Here is a 17,502-nt window from a genome sequence, read left to right as displayed (position 1 = left end):
TTAAATTTAAATTGACTATAAAAGAAGAAAATGTGTATTTTGAAACTATAAAATGTGATGATTATGAAGTTTTTAATTTAGAGTATCATCAAAAACGAATTGCAAAAACTGTAGGTTTAAACATAAATTTAAGTGAGTATGTTTATCCTATTTCAAATAAACTATTAAGATGTAAATTAATTTATGATGAAACAGGAATTTTGGAAGTAAACTATTTTGAATATAAAAAAAGAGATATAAAAACTTTTAAATTAGTATATGATGAAAATATTGAGTATTCAAAAAAGTATCTAAATAGAAAAAGCTTAGATGAATTATATACAAAAAAAGAGAATTATGATGAAATCATAATTATAAAAGATGGTTTTATAAGTGATACCTCAATAGCAAATATCGCAATATTTTATGATAATAAATGGCTAACACCTAAAAAGCCATTACTTGAAGGTACAACAAGAACAAGACTTATAGAAGAGGGAAAACTACAGGAAAAAGATATAAGTATAAAAATGCTTCAAAAGTGTGAAAAACTAGCCTTAATGAATGCTATGATAGGTTTTGATGCGATTGAGAACTACTCATTTTTTTCATAAACTCTTTTAAGTAGTTTTTCAAATTTATTTTCTTTTCCCCAATTTATTTTTACTTTTTGAGTAAATCCATTTTTTGTAAATTTATATGAGTCAATTTCATTAAAAGCAAATTTAGGGATTAATTTTTTTCTTTTATTGAAAGGAATAACTTTAAAACTTAGATTGTCTAAAACTAAAGGACTTTTCTTTTTATCTTCAATATAAAGTAAGACCATATGATAATCTCTCTCACCTTTTACTTTTACAACTGCAAAATAGAGATTTTGTTTTTTTATGCCAAGTTCAAGAAGGGTAAAATACTTGCTTATTACATAATCTTCACAATCACCATGACCTTGAATTAAAAACTCTTTCGGTGTTGCCCAATAATCAATAGATGAATTTGCATTTATATCATGTTTAGGTAATATTTTATTTAAAAACGAGTTTACATGGGATAGTTTTCTAATTAAAGTATAATCTACAACTTTCTTTTTTAAAGATTGGTACTTCTTCAATCTATTAACTATAAATGACTGTTTCTTTGACTCTTGTATATATTTAATATCGTCTTTATTTAATTTGAATTCATAAGCAAAAGTAATATTATAAAGTATTAAAATAAGCAAAAATATTCGTTTCATAGGTTATAATACCACTAAAATTTTGAAATGGATATTAATAAGATGATAAATAACATAATAGAAGATGTAAATTATAAAAACTTAGTGAAGAAACAAGTATTTGAAACAATCGAGTTTCTTTTAGAAAAAGATCAGGAATTCTCAATAACAGCAAACATTGAACCAATTGAGTTTTCTCCTGAACTACCAAGTGCAATTAAGGAACAACTACAGAAGTTTTCTCTTTTCATATTAAGTAACTACACATATACAACTATTGAAATAACAGAAAACTATATTAGTTTTGAAGCAGGTTTTGGAAGTGAAAATTTTGGAGCCGTTGTAAAAGTTCCTCTTCATAGTGTTTTCCAAATTGTAGTTGATGAGTCAATTTTATATATAAACTCAGTAGCAACTGTTGATAAGTTTAATAAAGATCCAAAAGAAAAATCAATGAATATCTTTAAGAACAATCCAAATAATAAAAAGTTTGATAAGTAGGTGGTATAAGTATTGAAATATGAAAAAGAGATAAAAACTGCATTTAAAGTCTCAATACCTGTTATGATGGGATATGCAGTTTTAGGTTTTGCATTTGGTTTACTTTTAGTATCTTTTGATTATCCTTGGTATTTAGCTCCTATAATGTCCCTTTTTATTTATGCAGGGGCATTACAGTTTGTAGCAATAAACTTTTTTAATGCAAAAGCAGGTTTTGTAGATATTGCAATAGCTACATGGTTTATAAATATTAGACAATCTTTTTATGGCTTATCTTTACTAAAAAGATTTAAAAAAACAGGAAAGCTAAAACCTTATTTAATTTTTGGTTTAACTGATGAAACATATGCCTTATTAACTACAATAAAAGATGATGAGCAATTAAAGAAAAGATGGTATTACTTTTTTTTAACAGCTTTTAATCAATCTTATTGGTTTGTAGGCTGTACTTTAGGAGCTATTATTGGCTCAAACATTAAGTTTAATACAGCTGGCTTGGAGTTTTCATTAACAGCACTTTTTGTAGTTTTATGTATAGAACAGTACAAAAACTTACAAAATGCTATGCCTTTTATAGTTGGAGCTTTAGCTTCACTTTTTTCACTTATATTTATACCAAGTGATAAAATGTTAATTGTTTCAATTGTAATTGCACTTATTTTAATGTTTACATTTAGAAGAAAGATAGAGCAATGAGTGGAATTGAAATATACATAGCTATTGCTATTATGGCAGTTGTAAACTTCTTTACAAGGGTATTTCCTTTTTTATTCTTTAGAAAAAATGAACTTCCTTCATATGTGGTGTTTATTGAGAAGTTTTTTCCTGCTGTTATTATGACTATCTTAATAGTATATTCTGTAAAAGATGTAAATTTTTCCCTTGTACCTTATGGTTTAAAAGAAATAGGTGGCATTACTTTTACTGCAGTTTTACATATAGTTTTTAAAAACTATTTAGTTTCTATTTTTTCAGGAACGATTTTTTATATGGCTTTAGTTCAGTATTTATAAGATTAAAGATAAGTAAGAGATTTAATGTAAATTAAATATTTTGTGAATTTGTAGTAGATAAAAAGGCTTTTGCCTTTTATCTATTTTTATTGTTTTGGTGCAAATGGGAAATAAGCACTTCCCCAAGTAAGTCCTGCTCCAAAAGCATCAAATAAGATGTTATCACCTTTTTTGATTTTTCCTTGTTCATAAGCATAGTTCATAGCCATTGGAATTGATGCAGCTGATGTATTACCATATTTATCTACAGTAATAACCGTTTGCTCATCATTTAGTCCTAAAGCTTTTCCAACTGCACTTATAATTCTGTAATTAGCTTGATGAGGAATAAAATGGTCGATATCATCATTTTTAATATTGTGTTTTTCCATCATTACTTCAACATCTGCTGTTAAAGTTTTAACTGCTAGTTTGAAAGTTTCATTTCCTTTCATTCTAATACACGCCATTTTTTGCTCAACTACTTCTTGTGAACATGGATGTTTACTTCCTCCACCTGGAGTTTTGATTAAATCATCATAATTTCCATCACTTGAACAGTTAACATCTACGATTGCTTCGCTTTTGTCATCTGTTGCTGATATTATTGCAGCTCCTGCTCCATCTCCAAAGATAAAACAAGTACCTCTATCAGTATAATCTAAAATTGATGTATAAGTCTCTGCACCTATGATTAGAACATTTTTTTTCATTCCTGATTCAATAAATGCTTTTGCTATAGATACGGCATATACAAATCCTGTACACGCTGCACTAATATCAAAAGCTTGAACAGGAGGTAAATCTAATTTTGATGCGATTAAACAAGCCGTTGAAGGCATACATAAATAATCAGGAGTTACAGTAGCACAGATTACCATGTCGATATCTTCTTTTGCAATTCCTGATCTTTCAATAGCAACTTCCGCCGCTTTTGCTCCTAAATCAGATGAAGCTTCATTTTCTTCAGAAATTCTTCTTTCTTTAATACCAGTTCTTTTTGTTATCCACTCATCACTAGTATCAATAATTTTTTCAAAATCTGCATTTGTCATAATCTTTGGAGGTATATATGCTCCAATAGATCTAAAAGCTGCATATGCCATTTACATATCCTTAAATAAAAGTATAGTTATTATATCTAAATTAATTACTATACTGTGATAATCTCTCTTCAATATGACTATTTAAGTTTGAGCTAGCTGCATTGATTGCTTGGAATATTGCATTTTGAATTGCTTTAGGATTTGATTTTCCATGAGCAATAATTACAGGTGCTTTTACACCAAGTAAAGGTGCTCCACCATATTCCGCATAGTCAACTCTAACTTTTAAGTTTTTGAATACTTTTCTCATTAGAACTGCACCAGCAATTGAAATTAGAGATCTTTTTAAATTCTTTTTGATGATTTGTCCGATAGTATCTGCAACACCTTCGGCTGTTTTAAGTAAGATATTTCCTACAAAACCATCACAAACAACAACATCAACTGTTCCTTTGAAGATATCACTACCTTCTACATTACCTGCAAAATTTGGAACTCTTGATATAAGTTTATAAGCTTCTTTGGTAACTTCATTACCTTTGCTTTCTTCTTCACCATTAGATAATAAACCAACAATTGGTTCATCAAGCTGTAATACATCTTGTGCATATACTTGTCCCATAATGGCAAATTCGAATAAGTTTTTTGCATCACTATCAACATTAGCTCCAACGTCTAATACTAAAGTATTTTGGTTTTCACTAGTTGGCATAAGTGTTGCTATAGCAGGTCTTGATACACCTTTTATTCTTCCGATTCTAAGTGTTGCTAATGACATTGAAGCACCTGAGTGTCCAGCAGAAACAACAGCATCAGCTTTTTGGTCTCTTACTAATTCAATAGCTTTATAAATTGTAGAATCTTTTCTTTTAAGTGCATCTGTAGCAGAGTCGTGCATACTAATTACATCATCTGTATCTAATATTTCAACTCTTGATTGAAATTGTTTTGGTAATAAAGGTTCTATTTCATCTTTTTTACCAACTGCAATTGCAGTGAAGTTATTATTTTGTTTTAAAGCTGCAACAAGGCCTTGAATAATAGGTTCAGGACCGAAGTCCCCACCCATTGCATCTATTGCGATCTTCAACATTAGCTTTTGTATTCACCAGTGTTTGGGTTAACCGAATGAGGCATTTTCCAAGATCCATCACTATCTTTAACTGGTTTTTTTAAAGTTATTTTATAGTGAGTTCTTCTTTTCGCTGCTCTAGTATGAGATACTCTTCTCTTTGGTACTGCCATTTTTTTCTCCTTAAAATTCTTTTTGAAATTCACTATCGTCATGTGAACAATTTTCACATAGATAGTAATCACTTTTAATTGATTCTAATTCACTTTGAATAATTTCATCAAAGTCAATTGTATTATTGTCTATTTCGATTACTAAATCTTCCGATTTAGAATCTTCTTTATAAATACCATCGCTTAATAAAAAATTTGCATCTTCATTTAAAGCAATAGTATCTGTGATACCACATCTGCAACAATTGATTTGAGTATTACCTTTTAATACAGCATCAATTTTTACTAACGATTGCGATATTTTACAAAAAGTACCTTCAATTTCTACTGAATCAAGCGAAGAGCTGAATTCTTTAGGGTTTTGAGGTACTTTCTTAAATTCTATTTTCATGTTAAATTATAAAATTTACTTATTTATTAACAAATTTCTCTGTCAGAGAAGAAGAATTTAATTTCATTTGCTGCATTTTCTAATGAATCTGAACCATGAACTGCATTAGCATCAATTGATTCTGCAAAATCTGCTCTGATTGTTCCAGCTGCTGCTTCTTTAGGATTTGTAGCACCCATTAAGTCTCTATTTTTAGTCATTGCATCTTCACCTTCTAAAACAGTTACTACAACTGGTCCAGAAATCATGAATTCAACTAATTCACCAAAAAATGGTCTTTCAGCGTGTACTGCGTAGAATGCTTCTGCATCAGCTTTGCTTAATTGAATTTTTTTAGTTGCTGCTATTCTTAATCCGTTTGATTCAAATCTGTCTAAGATTTTACCTACAACATTTTTAGCTACCGCGTCAGGTTTGATGATTGATAGTGTTTGTTCCATATTTGTATATCCCTCAATATTTTTTTAAGTCGCGGATTATACCTAAAAAAATAAAAAAAGGCAAGTAGTTAAAAAAACTACTTACCTTTTATAGTGTTTGTATATAGTTAAAAACTAAAAATTAGTCTTCTACTACAGGAGTTCCAGCTTCACCTCTGTCTTCTTTTTCAATAGAACCAGAACCAGCTTCATCCCATACAATACATCCCTCAGTTGGACATGCATCAGCACATGCTGGTGCATCATTGTGGTCTACACACTCAACACATTTATCAGCGTATACGTAATATACATCTTCACCAGTTGGGTTATCATCGTTATCAACAATTGCTTCTACTGGACACTCATCTAAACATGCGTCACAGCTAATACAAATATCAGTAATTTTTACTGCCATAGTAAATCTCCTATAATAAATTTAGTAAAACTTTATCACAGTAAATATAAAATTAACTTTAAAAAATAAAAATTATCAATTGATACTAGAGATGTAGTAGTTATGGTAACACTAGGCATTTTTCAAACTTAAAATGATAATGATTATTGAGATAAAAAAGCTTTTGTTTTTATACATATATAATATAGTTATATTGAGGATAAAAATTATCTTAAGATAAAAATTTACAAATTTTTAAATTTAAGGAAACTTGTAGCTTAATTTATAAAAATTTGATGTATAATTACACTACAAAATAAATATTATTAAAGGAATTAAATATGTTAGTAACTAAAAAAGCTCCAGATTTTACAGCTACAGCTGTACTTGCAGACGGACAAATTGTTGAAGATTTTAACTTATATGAGAACATCGGTGAAAATGGTGCGGTATTATTCTTCTACCCATTAGACTTTACTTTTGTTTGTCCTTCTGAGATTATTGCATTCTCTAAAAGAATTGAAGAGTTTTCTTCAAGAGGTATCAATGTAATTGGTGTTTCTGTTGACTCACAATTCTCTCACTTTGCTTGGAGAGAAACTCCTGTAGAAAATGGTGGAATTGGAAGAATCAAGTACCCATTAGTTGCAGACTTATCTAAACAAATTTCTAGAGATTTCGATGTATTATTCGGAGATTCAGTTGCTTTAAGAGGTTCTTTCTTAATTGACAAAGATGGAACAGTAAGACACGCAGTAATTAATGACTTACCATTAGGTAGAAACATTGATGAGATGATCAGAATGGTTGACACAATGTTATTTACTAATGAGCACGGTGAAGTTTGTCCTGCTGGATGGAACAAAGGTGACGAAGGTATGAAGCCAAACACTGATGGTGTTGCTGAGTACTTAGGTAAGCACGAGGGTGACTTATAATATATAATTGAATATATTTTATTAAATAAAGGTGCATTTGCACCTTTATTTTACCTTCAAAAATCAATTTATTGACTTTTTTTTAAATTAACACTACAATTACACTATTACTTTCAAACTACGAAAACTACAAAAAACTACATACATAAAATATGTAAAAATCAAAAAAGGTTAAGATTACTCATGGAAGAGTCTAAAACTCAAAGTAAAACAAAAAATACTAGGAAAACTAGAACACATATACCTGTTGAAGGGTATAAAATTGAACAATTAAGGGAACTTCCTTTAGAAGAACTTTTAAATATCGCAAAAGAACTAGACGTAGAAAACCCCCAAGAATTAAAAAGACAAGATTTAATGTTCTCAATTCTAAAAAATCAAATTGATGCAGGTGGATTTATTTTATTCACAGGTATTTTAGAGATTAAAGAGGGTGGATTTGGATTCTTAAGAGCAATTGATGGAAACTTTTCAGATACATCAAATGATTCTTATGTAAGTGCTACACAAATTAGAAAATTTGCATTAAGAACAGGTGATATTGTTACAGGTCAAGTAAGACCTCCAAACAAAGAGAGTGAAAAGTACAATGCTTTATTAAAGATTGAAGCAATTAACTACTTACCTATCAAAGCATCAAAAAATAGACCATTATTTGATAACTTAACACCTTTATATTCAACTGACAAATTTAAATTTGAGTATGAATCTACTAGAATGACAGGTAGAATGCTTGATTTATTTGCTCCAATGGGTAAAGGTCAAAGAGGTCTTATCGTTGCACCTCCAAAAACTGGTAAAACTGAACTTTTAAAAGAATTAGCTCACGGTATTACAAAAAATCACCCAGAAGTATCTTTAATGGTTCTTTTAATTGATGAAAGACCTGAAGAAGTTACAGATATGCAAAGAAGTGTAAAAGGTGAAGTATATAGTTCTACTTTTGATTTACCGGCACACAATCATGTACGAGTTGCTGAAATTGTTATTGAAAAAGCAAAAAGACTTGTAGAGATGAAAAAAGATGTAGTTATTTTACTTGATTCTATTACAAGACTAGCAAGAGCTTACAATACAGTTACACCAAGTTCTGGAAAAGTACTTTCAGGTGGTGTTGATGCAAATGCTTTACATAAACCAAAAAGATTCTTTGGTGCAGCAAGAAATATTGAAGAGGGTGGTTCTTTAACTATTATTTCAACAGCATTAATTGAAACTGGTTCAAAAATGGACGAAGTTATTTTTGAAGAGTTCAAAGGAACAGGTAATAGTGAAGTTGTATTAAGTAGAGATGCTGCAAATAAAAGAGTATATCCTGCTCTTGATATTACTAAATCTGGTACTAGAAAAGAAGAGTTGCTTCTTACTCCAGAAATCTTACAAAAAACATGGATTTTAAGAAATGCAATTGCATCTATGGATGAAGTTGAAGCACTTAAATTCTTATATTCAAAAATGAAAAAGACAAAAGACAATGAAGAGTTTTTTGCAGGAATGAATGAATAAAAGAGTTTAACTCTTTTATTCAAAATAATAAACTATACAAAACTAGTCAAATTTAAACTACACAAAATTACAATTAATTTCAAAAAAATTTTATTTTTATTCTATATTTAACACATATTTTATTCAAATTTTACTACTATTCCATCACTTAATGAAGGATTTATCATGATAACTATAGAGAATTTAAATAAATACTATGGTGATGTAAAAGTTTTAAATGATATTTCTATAGATATTAAAAAAGGTGAGATGTTTGCCATTGTAGGACACAGTGGTGCTGGAAAATCTACACTTCTTAGATGTATTAATGGACTTGAAGATTATAGTGATGGTTCGTTAAGAGTTAATAACAAAGAAATAAAATCTTTAAATAAACAGCAGTTAAGAGAATTTAGAAAAAATATTGGAATGATATTTCAGCATTTTTCACTAATTCAAAGAAAAACTGTTTTCGAAAATGTTGCACTACCAATGCAACTTTGGGGATATAGTAAAGAAGAAATTTCAAAAAAAGTAAAAGAGTTATTAGCTTTAGTTGGTTTAGATCAAAAGCTTAATGCTTATCCTAATCAACTAAGTGGAGGACAAAAACAAAGAGTAGCAATTGCAAGAGCTTTGACTTTGAATCCAGATGTTTTGCTTAGTGATGAAGCAACATCAGCACTTGATCCAAATACAACTACATCAATTTTAAATCTATTAAAAGAGATAAATGAAAAACTAAATATTACTATAGTTTTAGTAACTCACGAAATGGAAGTTGTAAAACAAATAGCTCAAAAAGCTTTGCTTTTAGAGCATGGAAATATTATAGGTTTTGATGACACAGAAGAGTTGTTTTTAAAACCTGATGAAAAAATGAAAGACTTTTTAGGAGAAACAGAAGTTGTTCCTAATGATGGGGTAAATATTAAATTGTATTTCCCTAAAGATAATGCTTATCAGTCATTTATAACAAAAATGGCTAGAGAGCTAGATATGGATTTTAATATCGTATGGGGAAAACTTGAAGAGATTAATTCTCATATTGTTGGAAACATGGTTATTAATATTAAAGATGAAGATAGACAAGTAGTTACAAACTATATTAAAGAACATGATATTGTATGGGAGGTTTTATAATGTTTAATATTTTATTACCTGCACTTGGTGAAACTGTATATATGTCATTTGTATCTACTTTTTTAGCTGTTGTTATTGGATTTTTTTTAGCAATTATTCTTATTTTTACTTCAAAAGGTGGATTAAGAGAAAATTTAAAAGTTTATGCTGTTTTAGATGTTGTAATTAACACTTTAAGATCATTTCCTTTTATTATTTTGATGATTGTTTTATTTCCTTTAACAAAATTTTTAATTGGAAAAAGTATTGGAACAACAGCTGCAATTATTCCTCTTACAATTGGTGCTGCTCCTTTTATTGCAAGATTGATTGAAAGTGCATTCAAAGAAGTGGATAGAGGTGTAATTGAAGCTGCTAAGTCTTTTGGTGCAAGTGATACTCAAATCATATTTAAAGTGATGCTAGTAGAAGCATTACCAAGTATTATTTCAGCTATTACTTTAACACTTATTACAGTTATTGGTTTTTCTGCTATGGCAGGAGCTGTTGGTGGTGGAGGTTTAGGAGATGTAGCTATTAAATATGGTTACTATAGATTCCAAACTGATACTATGATTTACACGGTTATTATTCTTATTGCACTTGTTCAAGCTTGTCAAAGTGCAGGGGATTATTTATACAAAATTACAAAAAAATAAACAAATAGAAAGGAAAATATATGTTAAAAAATTTATTAAAATTACTACTTACTGTAGCAGTTGCTTTAGGATTAGTAGCTTGTACAGATTCAAAAGAAGAGAAGAAAGTAGAGTCAAAGGTTATTAAAGTTGGAGCTACTCCTGTTCCTCACTCTGAGATTTTAGAAATAGCTCAACCTTTATTAAAAGCTAAAGGTTATGATTTACAAATTGTTGAGTTTACTGATTATGTAACTCCAAATATTGCAGTTGATGAGGGTGAGTTAGATGCTAACTTCTTCCAACATGAACCATACTTAATTGAATTTAACAAAAGTAAAAACACAAAATTAGTTAAAACTGTAAATGTACACTTAGAGCCAATGGGACTTTACTCAAATAAGTTAAAAAACTTAGATGAATTACAAGATGGTGCTACAATTGCTGTTCCAAATGACCCAACAAATGAGAGTAGAGCTTTAGATATTTTAGAGAAAAAAGGTTTATTAACATTTAATGATGTTCAGTTTAAAACAGCTTTAGATATTAAAGATAATCCTAAAAACTTAAAAATCAAAGAGTTAGATGCTCCTCAATTACCAAGAGTTTTAGATGAAGTAGATGGTGCTATTATTAATACAAACTATGCTTTAGCTGCTAATTTAAATCCTATGAAAGATGCTTTAATTATAGAGCCAAAAGACTCTCCATATGCAAATATTATAGTAGTTAAGCAAGGGAATGAAAACAGCGAAGCTATTAAAGCTTTAAATGAAGTATTAAACTCAACAGAAATTAAAAACTTTATTGCTTCAAAATATGAAGGTTCTATTGTAGAAGCTTTCTAGTTAAAAATTTATAACTTCAATTCAAAAGCAGAAAAGTTTTCTTTTCTGCTTTTTTTATGTCAAATTTTATCTTTAAATACTTTTTCATACTGTTCAACTCTAAAATCAAAAGTTGTGTAGTTTTTATCTTCAAGTTTTCTTTTTTTATATAAGGTATTTGAGCCTATGAATCTATTTGCAGCATTTGAGGGTGATGTTAAACTTATGGTTTTTATAAGTCTATTATCATAGAAAAAACTATGAATTTTTGGTATTTCTTTTGAGATTAATTCATACTTGATGTTTTGATCTTTTAATATTTTTCTTAAAAAATACTCAGGACCATTTTTGCTATTTCCACCTGTGAATATTAGAGTTTCTATGTTTTTATATTTTTTGATATATCCTAGAATATCACGAAGTTTAACTTCACTCATTCCTAAATCACTTGCATCAATTTTTTCTCTTTTACATGAATCAACAATATCACAGATACCAATTTTCTTTTTTATCAAAAACTCTTTTCTTTGTTTTACTGCTTCTTGGGTATTGTTATAAAGCAAATTTAGTTCAAATATTTTGTCTAAGCATTTCCATAAAAGTCCATCTTGTGAACCATAACAGAAATCAACATCATTTATTTTAAACTCTTTATTACAAAATCTAGGTGGTGGTAGTGTTCCTATTATTACTTTTTTTGTATCATTATTTAAAAATGCTTCATAGGGATGAAAATGAAAAAACAAGACGAGCCTTTATTTAGATATTATTTAAAAGATTTATTAGTTTTAACATTTTTATTATAAAAATACCCTAATTGTTTTCATCTACTTTTTTGACCTTTTTAGGTATAATCCCATAAATTTATAAAAGGCAAAAGTTGAAAGTAGGTGTATTTGATTCTGGACTTGGTGGTCTTACTGTTGTAAATGCTATCAAAGATGTTTTTAATGGTGCTGATATTTTTTATATTGCTGATACAGCCCATGCTCCTTATGGGGTAAAAAGCCATGAACAAATCCTTCAAAGATGTATTGAACTTACAAACTATTTTATAAAAGAGCATAAGATAGAGGTTTTGATTGTCGCTTGTAACACTGCAACTTCTGCTGCTATAAAACAAATAAGAGAAAACTTTCCTTTTTTAATCGTAATAGGAACAGAACCTGGAATTAAACCAGCTATACAAAATACAAAAAGTTTAAATGTAGGAGTTTTAGCTACTCCTGCAACACTAAAAGGTGATAAGTATCAAACTTTAGTTGATAATCTTTCACGCAATAAAGAAGTAAAACTTTTTGAGCAAGAGTGTCCTGGTTTAGTTGAGCAGATTGAAAAAGGAAGAGTTTTACATAATGACACAAATGAGATGTTAAAAAATTGGCTTCTTCCTATGAAAGACAATGGTGTTGATACTATTGTTTTAGGTTGTACACATTATCCATTGGTATCCCAAGCTATAAAAAGTATTATGGGTGAGGGTGTAAACTTAATACAAACAGGAGAGGCTATAGCAAGTAGACTAATTAGTTTAAGTTCGCAAAAAGGACATACTAATTTAGGAGATTTGAAAATATCCATTTGTTATACAGGTGAATTAAATATAAATATGGTGAATATGATTTTTAAAGAGTATGAAAAACAAGATGAAATAATGGTAAGGAAATGTGAAGTATGAGTGAATCAGTAGAAAAAAGAGTTTTAGCTTTAAAGTATAGACCGCACAGATTTGAAGATTTAGTAGGGCAAAGTACAGTTTCACAAACACTATCTTTGGCATTGGATTCAAATAGACTATCTCATGCTTACTTATTTAGTGGTCTTAGAGGAAGTGGTAAAACAAGTACTGCTAGAATTATGGCAAAAGCTCTTTTATGTAGTGAAGGTCCTACTTCAAAACCATGTGAAGTTTGTGATAACTGTAAAAGTGCAAACTCTTCAAGACACTTAGATATTATAGAAATGGATGCAGCTTCAAATAGAGGTATTGATGATATAAAAGATTTAATTGAGCATACTAAATATAAACCAAGTAGTGCTAGATTTAAAGTATTTATTATCGATGAAGTTCATATGCTTACTACTCAAGCTTTTAATGCTTTACTTAAGACTTTAGAAGAACCTCCTGGTTTTGTAAAATTTATTTTAGCAACAACAGATCCTTTAAAACTTCCTGCTACTATTCTTTCAAGAACTCAGCACTTTAGATTTAATAAAATCTCAAATTCTGATGTAATTCATCATTTATCACATATTTTAAATGAAGAGGGAATTGATTTTGAAAGCGAAGCTTTAGAGATTTTAGCTAGAAGTGGACAAGGAAGTTTAAGAGATACCTTAACTATGCTTGACCAAGCTATAATTTTTTCAAGAGGAAGAGTAAGTACTACAGCAGTTGTTGATATGTTAGGACTTATTGACCCTGAGGTTATGGATACAATCTTCCAAGTAGTTTTAAATAAAGGTGATATTACAGCTATTGTAAAAGAGCTTGAAAACTATGAAGTATCACAGGTTTGTGATGAAATGACTATTTATTTAAAACATAGAATGTTAGAAAAAGATTCAAGATTTGATTTGCTTTTATTTGATAGATTTTTTAGAATATTAAGTGATGCAAAACATCTTTTAGCTATGAATTCTGATGGTGGTTTTGTACTTATTTTGACTTTAATGAAAATGATTGAAGCTGTTGATATTAGAACAATTGATGAAATTATTGACCAAGTTCAAAAAGTAAAAGAAAAAGAAGACCCACAAGTTAATCAAGGTGTAAAACAAACAGTTCAAACACCTTCTCTAAAGATTGAAGAAATAAAAACACCAAAAGTTGAAGAGGTTCAACAATCAGTAGTGCAAGAAGTAAAACCACAAGAAATAGTTGAAGCTCCTCAAGTGCAAATAGAAGAAGTTAATCCTACTTCACTTACACAAGAAGTTCCAGCTTCAAAACCACAAAGTGTAGAAGATGTGGTTCAAAAAGTTGAGCAAACTATTCAGTCACAAATACAACAAAATCAAACGCCAAATGATAATCCATTTGAAAATGAACCTGAAACTAAGATAGAAGAGCCAACAATACAAGATATAGCATATGCTAATAGTGTAACTGATATTGTTGATTTAGGTATTACTGATGCAATTGAGACTGTATCTTATCCAACGCCATTTGATGATTTACCAACAAGTGCTCCTATTGCAAGCACTCAAGAACAAAAGCCAAGTGAGCAAACACAAAGTATTAATGAAGAAGTTATAGCTAAACCTGCAGAGCCTCAAGTAACTCAAAATGAAGCAGTTTCAAATCTTGTTGATTCAAATCCTTTTGAGCAAACAATACCTCAAAATATAGAAGATACAAAACCTAAAACTGAGCCTATAAATGCAAATACCTCAAATGAAATTCATATGGAAACAATTGAACAACAAGTAGCTGTAAATCCAAATATGGAAGTAGAAGCTGTTCCTTTTGAAGAAGAAGTTCAAGAAGAGCCAGTGGTAAATGAGTTATATGCTAAATTAACTCAAAAAGTTTATGATAGGGATTATACTTTAGGTGAATGTTTTGAAAAGAACTTTATTTTCAATGGTCATGAAAATAATAAACTATATATAATCTCAAGAGCCCAAGGTGATGATAGAAAGTTTTTATATAAACACTTTGGACTAATAAGAACATTTGCTCAAGATGTTTTTGGAAATGAAATTGAGCTAGATTTTACAAAGGAGCCGGCCCGCAAGGTCTTAGAAAAAACACCTAAACCTAGTAATAATCAAGTAAAAGAAGAGCCTAACTCTTCATTACAAAACAACTCAAATGATTCTGGTTCTATGCTTGAAGATGTTGAAGTTGGCTCTGGTTGTGTGGCAGATATGCAAAAGGTATCTGACCCTAAGCCATCACAAAAAGAGTTACAGTTAAATGATATACTAAACTCTCCTATGTTAAATAGAGCAAAAGAGCTTTTAGATGTAAAGAAAATAACTGTTAAATCAAGAAGTTAAAGGAGAGATATGAAGCAAGCATTAAAAGTTTTAGGTCTGTTAGGTTTATGTAGTACACTGGCTTTTGCAAATATTAATGACGAAGAAGTTATTGAGTTTGAAAAAAATAGACTTGGATTAAATCCTAATGTAGAAGTTCTAAATGTAGAAGTTAGTTTAAAAAAACAAATGCCTTTAGAAGATTGGTATGGATATATTTTAAATGTACAAGCACAAATACCAACATCTAAAGATACTTCAAAAGTAGTAGATGTTAAAGATATTGTTTTTACAAATGGAAAGTATGTATCCTTAGATTTATTAGATTTAAAAACAGGTAAATCTTTAAAAAGTTTAGTTGCTCCAACTTTAACAAAAGAGTATTATCAAGAAGATAGATTAATTGCAGGTAATCATAATGCAAAAGATAAAATAGTGATTTTCTCTGATCCTTTATGTCCTTTTTGTATGGACTATGTACCAGATGTAATAAACTATGTGAATAAAAATAGTGATAATATTGCTTTATACTATTACCATTTTCCATTACTTAGAATACATCCAGCAGCAGGACCATTATCTCAAATTATGGAAGTAGCAAAACATAAAAACATAAAAGATTTAGAATTAAAAGTTTATGAGATTGATTGGGATAAATATTTTGATTCAAAATCAACTGATACAAATAAAATATTAGAAGCTTTTAATAAAGAACTTAAAACAAATATCACATTAGAAGAGCTAAAAAAAGCAAATATCCAAAAAGATATAAATATGGGTGAAGATGTGATGGTTCAAGGAACACCAACTATTTTTGTAAATGGTAAAAAAGATAGTACAAAAGAAAAATATCAAACATTAGGGAAGTAAATATGAAAAAACTAGTAATCGCAACAAGACAAAGTAAATTAGCACTATGGCAAAGTGAATATATAAAAGCAGAACTAAATAAACACTATCCAGATATGCAAATTGAGTTAAAAACATTTTCAACTAAAGCAGACAAGATTTTAGATGTACCTTTAGCAAAAATTGGTGGAAAAGGTTTATTTACAAAAGAATTAGAAATAGCACTATTAAATAAAGAAGCAGATATTGCAGTTCACAGTTTAAAAGATGTTCCTGTTGTGTTTGAAGATGGATTTGTATTAGCAGCACTTACAAAAAGGTTTGATCCAAGAGATGCTTTTTTAAGTGAAAAATATGAGAGTATTGAAGCTTTACCTAATGGGGCTGTTATAGGAACTACTAGTCTTAGAAGAAGAATGGAAATTAAAATGCTAAGACCTGATATTGAACTTAAAGACTTAAGAGGAAATATCAATACAAGAATTGCAAAGCTTAAAGCTGGTGAATATGATGCAATTATTTTAGCAGCAACTGGTGTACAAAAGCTTCAAATTGAAGATGAAGTAAACTACTTTACTCCAATATCTACAGATTTAATGATTCCATCAATGGGACAAGCAACATTAGGTATTGAAACACTTGATAATAAAGAATTAGTAGACTTATTATCTGTTTTAAATGATGAAAATGCTTATATTGAATCAACAGTTGAAAGAGATTTTGTAAGAGTATTAGAAGGTGGTTGTCAAGTACCAATTGGTTCAAAAGCTACTATTTTAGAAGATGGCAAAAACATCAAGTTCCAAGCAATAGTTGGTATGCCAGATGCTAGTGAAAGAATAGAAGAAGAAGTAATTGAACCAATTGAAAACTATAAAGAAATAGGAAAGAAAATAGCCCAAAGCTTTATTGAAAAGGGAGCAAAAGAGCTTCTTAAAAGAGCAGAAGAAATAGCATTTAAATAAAAACCCAATTTAACAAGAAAAGGAAAACATGGAAAATTTACCAAACTGCCCAAAATGTGGGAGCGAATATACTTACGAAGATATGGATTTATATATATGTCCAGAATGTGCCCATGAATGGTCAAAAGATGCATCATTAGAAGAAGATGAAGATAAACTTATCGTAAAAGATGCCAATGGTGCTATTTTAGAAGATGGGGATGATGTTACTGTTATCAAAGACTTAAAAGTAAAAGGTAGCTCATCAGGTATTAAAGTTGGTACTAAAGTAAAAGGTATAAGATTAGTTGAGGGTAATGACGGTCATAATATTGACTGTAAAGTTCCAGGTGTTGGAGCTATTAAACTTAAACAAGAGTTTGTTAAAAAAGCTTAAAAACTGCCTTATTTGACAAAAGAGTTTCTCTTTTGTCATAACTTCAAAAACTTTCAAAAAAGCAATATTTTCCAAGAAAATTAAATAATAATTTTAGTATCATATTTATATTAATATATTAAGGAGTGATAT

The 17,502-nt window shown here is 29.3% G+C and carries 21 protein-coding genes and 1 pseudogene; 14 read left to right on the top strand and 8 right to left on the bottom strand.

From position 1 onward, the window contains the following. The first annotated feature begins 32 nt into the window (after positions 1 to 32). A complete protein-coding gene (locus NJU99_RS13065; protein ID WP_254576346.1) occupies positions 33 to 593 on the top strand; it encodes an aminotransferase class IV family protein in 561 nt (186 codons plus the stop codon). Here the strand turns inward: NJU99_RS13065 and NJU99_RS13060 are convergent. Continuing rightward, the gene (locus NJU99_RS13060) at positions 575 to 1,216 is read right to left on the bottom strand and encodes a transglutaminase-like cysteine peptidase (protein ID WP_254576345.1); all 642 of its coding nucleotides are present in this window, start codon (positions 1,214 to 1,216) and stop codon (positions 575 to 577) included. The two genes, NJU99_RS13065 and NJU99_RS13060, sit on opposite strands and share 19 nt — an antisense overlap. A gap of 42 nt (positions 1,217 to 1,258) precedes the next feature. On the opposite strand from NJU99_RS13060, the gene NJU99_RS13055 reads away from it, so the two are divergent. From NJU99_RS13055 to NJU99_RS13045, 3 genes are read left to right on the top strand one after another with little or no spacing between them, the layout of a single operon-like run. Continuing rightward, a complete protein-coding gene (locus NJU99_RS13055; protein WP_254576344.1) occupies positions 1,259 to 1,696 on the top strand; it encodes a hypothetical protein in 438 nt (145 codons plus the stop codon). Positions 1,697 to 1,708: 12 nt separating this feature from the next. After that, entirely contained in the window at positions 1,709 to 2,392 is a 684-nt protein-coding gene (locus tag NJU99_RS13050) for an AzlC family ABC transporter permease (protein ID WP_254576343.1), read from the top strand. Next, positions 2,389 to 2,709 carry a branched-chain amino acid transporter permease gene (locus NJU99_RS13045; protein ID WP_254576342.1) on the top strand — a complete coding sequence of 107 codons (321 nt, stop codon included), beginning with the start codon at positions 2,389 to 2,391 and terminating at the stop codon, positions 2,707 to 2,709. The genes NJU99_RS13050 and NJU99_RS13045 overlap by 4 nt, the downstream gene beginning before the upstream one ends. Before the next feature lie 86 nt (positions 2,710 to 2,795). Here the strand turns inward: NJU99_RS13045 and NJU99_RS13040 are convergent, their stop codons facing one another. The 6 genes from NJU99_RS13040 to NJU99_RS13015 all read right to left on the bottom strand — a co-directional run bounded on the left by NJU99_RS13040 (position 2,796) and on the right by NJU99_RS13015 (position 6,207). Beyond that, complete coding sequence (locus NJU99_RS13040; protein ID WP_254576341.1) at positions 2,796 to 3,794, bottom strand: beta-ketoacyl-ACP synthase III; 999 nt, start codon at positions 3,792 to 3,794, stop codon at positions 2,796 to 2,798. A 40-nt stretch (positions 3,795 to 3,834) separates the two neighbouring features. After that, positions 3,835 to 4,827, bottom strand: a complete 993-nt coding sequence (gene plsX, locus NJU99_RS13035; protein ID WP_254576340.1) for a phosphate acyltransferase PlsX — start codon at positions 4,825 to 4,827, stop codon at positions 3,835 to 3,837. Beyond that, the gene (rpmF, locus tag NJU99_RS13030) at positions 4,827 to 4,979 is read right to left on the bottom strand and encodes a 50S ribosomal protein L32 (RefSeq protein ID WP_254576339.1); all 153 of its coding nucleotides are present in this window, start codon (positions 4,977 to 4,979) and stop codon (positions 4,827 to 4,829) included. Before rpmF ends, plsX begins: the two co-directional genes overlap by 1 nt. A gap of 10 nt (positions 4,980 to 4,989) precedes the next feature. Next, complete coding sequence (locus tag NJU99_RS13025; protein ID WP_254576338.1) at positions 4,990 to 5,370, bottom strand: hypothetical protein; 381 nt, start codon at positions 5,368 to 5,370, stop codon at positions 4,990 to 4,992. A 26-nt stretch (positions 5,371 to 5,396) separates the two neighbouring features. After that, positions 5,397 to 5,810 carry a nucleoside-diphosphate kinase gene (gene ndk, locus NJU99_RS13020; RefSeq protein WP_254576337.1) on the bottom strand — a complete coding sequence of 138 codons (414 nt, stop codon included), beginning with the start codon at positions 5,808 to 5,810 and terminating at the stop codon, positions 5,397 to 5,399. 121 nt (positions 5,811 to 5,931) lie between these two features. Beyond that, positions 5,932 to 6,207: an NADH-quinone oxidoreductase subunit I gene (locus NJU99_RS13015; RefSeq protein ID WP_254576336.1), complete on the bottom strand. Its 276-nt coding sequence runs from the start codon at positions 6,205 to 6,207 to the stop codon at positions 5,932 to 5,934. A gap of 320 nt (positions 6,208 to 6,527) precedes the next feature. Here NJU99_RS13015 and NJU99_RS13010 point away from each other — a divergent pair, with 320 nt between their 5' ends. The 5 genes from NJU99_RS13010 (at position 6,528) to NJU99_RS12990 (ending at position 11,217) form a co-directional block, all read left to right on the top strand. Further along, positions 6,528 to 7,124: a peroxiredoxin gene (locus NJU99_RS13010; RefSeq protein WP_254576335.1), complete on the top strand. Its 597-nt coding sequence runs from the start codon at positions 6,528 to 6,530 to the stop codon at positions 7,122 to 7,124. Positions 7,125 to 7,307: 183 nt separating this feature from the next. Continuing rightward, positions 7,308 to 8,630, top strand: a complete 1,323-nt coding sequence (rho, locus tag NJU99_RS13005; protein WP_254576334.1) for a transcription termination factor Rho — start codon at positions 7,308 to 7,310, stop codon at positions 8,628 to 8,630. 165 nt (positions 8,631 to 8,795) lie between these two features. Further along, positions 8,796 to 9,752, top strand: coding sequence for a methionine ABC transporter ATP-binding protein (locus NJU99_RS13000; RefSeq protein WP_254576333.1), 957 nt, complete (start codon positions 8,796 to 8,798; stop codon positions 9,750 to 9,752). Next, complete coding sequence (locus tag NJU99_RS12995; protein ID WP_429726336.1) at positions 9,737 to 10,390, top strand: methionine ABC transporter permease; 654 nt, start codon at positions 9,737 to 9,739, stop codon at positions 10,388 to 10,390. The genes NJU99_RS13000 and NJU99_RS12995 overlap by 16 nt, the downstream gene beginning before the upstream one ends. A gap of 20 nt (positions 10,391 to 10,410) precedes the next feature. Continuing rightward, complete coding sequence (locus NJU99_RS12990) at positions 10,411 to 11,217, top strand: MetQ/NlpA family ABC transporter substrate-binding protein (protein ID WP_254576331.1); 807 nt, start codon at positions 10,411 to 10,413, stop codon at positions 11,215 to 11,217. Between the two features lie 59 nt (positions 11,218 to 11,276). Here the strand turns inward: NJU99_RS12990 and NJU99_RS12985 are convergent, their stop codons facing one another. Continuing rightward, positions 11,277 to 11,942 carry a uracil-DNA glycosylase family protein gene (locus tag NJU99_RS12985; RefSeq protein ID WP_254576330.1) on the bottom strand — a complete coding sequence of 222 codons (666 nt, stop codon included), beginning with the start codon at positions 11,940 to 11,942 and terminating at the stop codon, positions 11,277 to 11,279. A 134-nt stretch (positions 11,943 to 12,076) separates the two neighbouring features. Between NJU99_RS12985 and murI the strand changes: the two genes are divergently transcribed. The 5 genes and pseudogenes from murI to NJU99_RS12960 all read left to right on the top strand — a co-directional run bounded on the left by murI (position 12,077) and on the right by NJU99_RS12960 (position 17,370). Then, a complete protein-coding gene (gene murI, locus NJU99_RS12980; protein WP_254576329.1) occupies positions 12,077 to 12,874 on the top strand; it encodes a glutamate racemase in 798 nt (265 codons plus the stop codon). Beyond that, positions 12,871 to 14,011, top strand: a pseudogene (locus NJU99_RS12975) (DNA polymerase III subunit gamma/tau); the annotation flags it as partial. The gene murI and the pseudogene NJU99_RS12975, both read left to right, overlap by 4 nt. A gap of 1,199 nt (positions 14,012 to 15,210) precedes the next feature. Further along, entirely contained in the window at positions 15,211 to 16,050 is an 840-nt protein-coding gene (locus NJU99_RS12970; protein ID WP_254576328.1) for a DsbA family protein, read from the top strand. 2 nt (positions 16,051 to 16,052) lie between these two features. Next, on the top strand, positions 16,053 to 16,994 hold the full coding sequence (gene hemC / locus NJU99_RS12965) for a hydroxymethylbilane synthase (RefSeq protein ID WP_254576327.1): 942 nt from the start codon (positions 16,053 to 16,055) through the stop codon (positions 16,992 to 16,994). Positions 16,995 to 17,022: 28 nt separating this feature from the next. Next, positions 17,023 to 17,370: a zinc ribbon domain-containing protein YjdM gene (locus tag NJU99_RS12960; RefSeq protein ID WP_254576326.1), complete on the top strand. Its 348-nt coding sequence runs from the start codon at positions 17,023 to 17,025 to the stop codon at positions 17,368 to 17,370. Positions 17,371 to 17,502: the final 132 nt, after the last annotated feature.

It is taken from the genome of Arcobacter roscoffensis, from assembly GCF_024267655.1.
In the GTDB taxonomy this organism is placed as follows: Bacteria; Campylobacterota; Campylobacteria; order Campylobacterales; family Arcobacteraceae; genus Arcobacter_B; species Arcobacter_B roscoffensis.
Note: the sequence above shows the minus strand (reverse complement) of the source record. Positions and strands in the feature narration are given on the sequence as shown.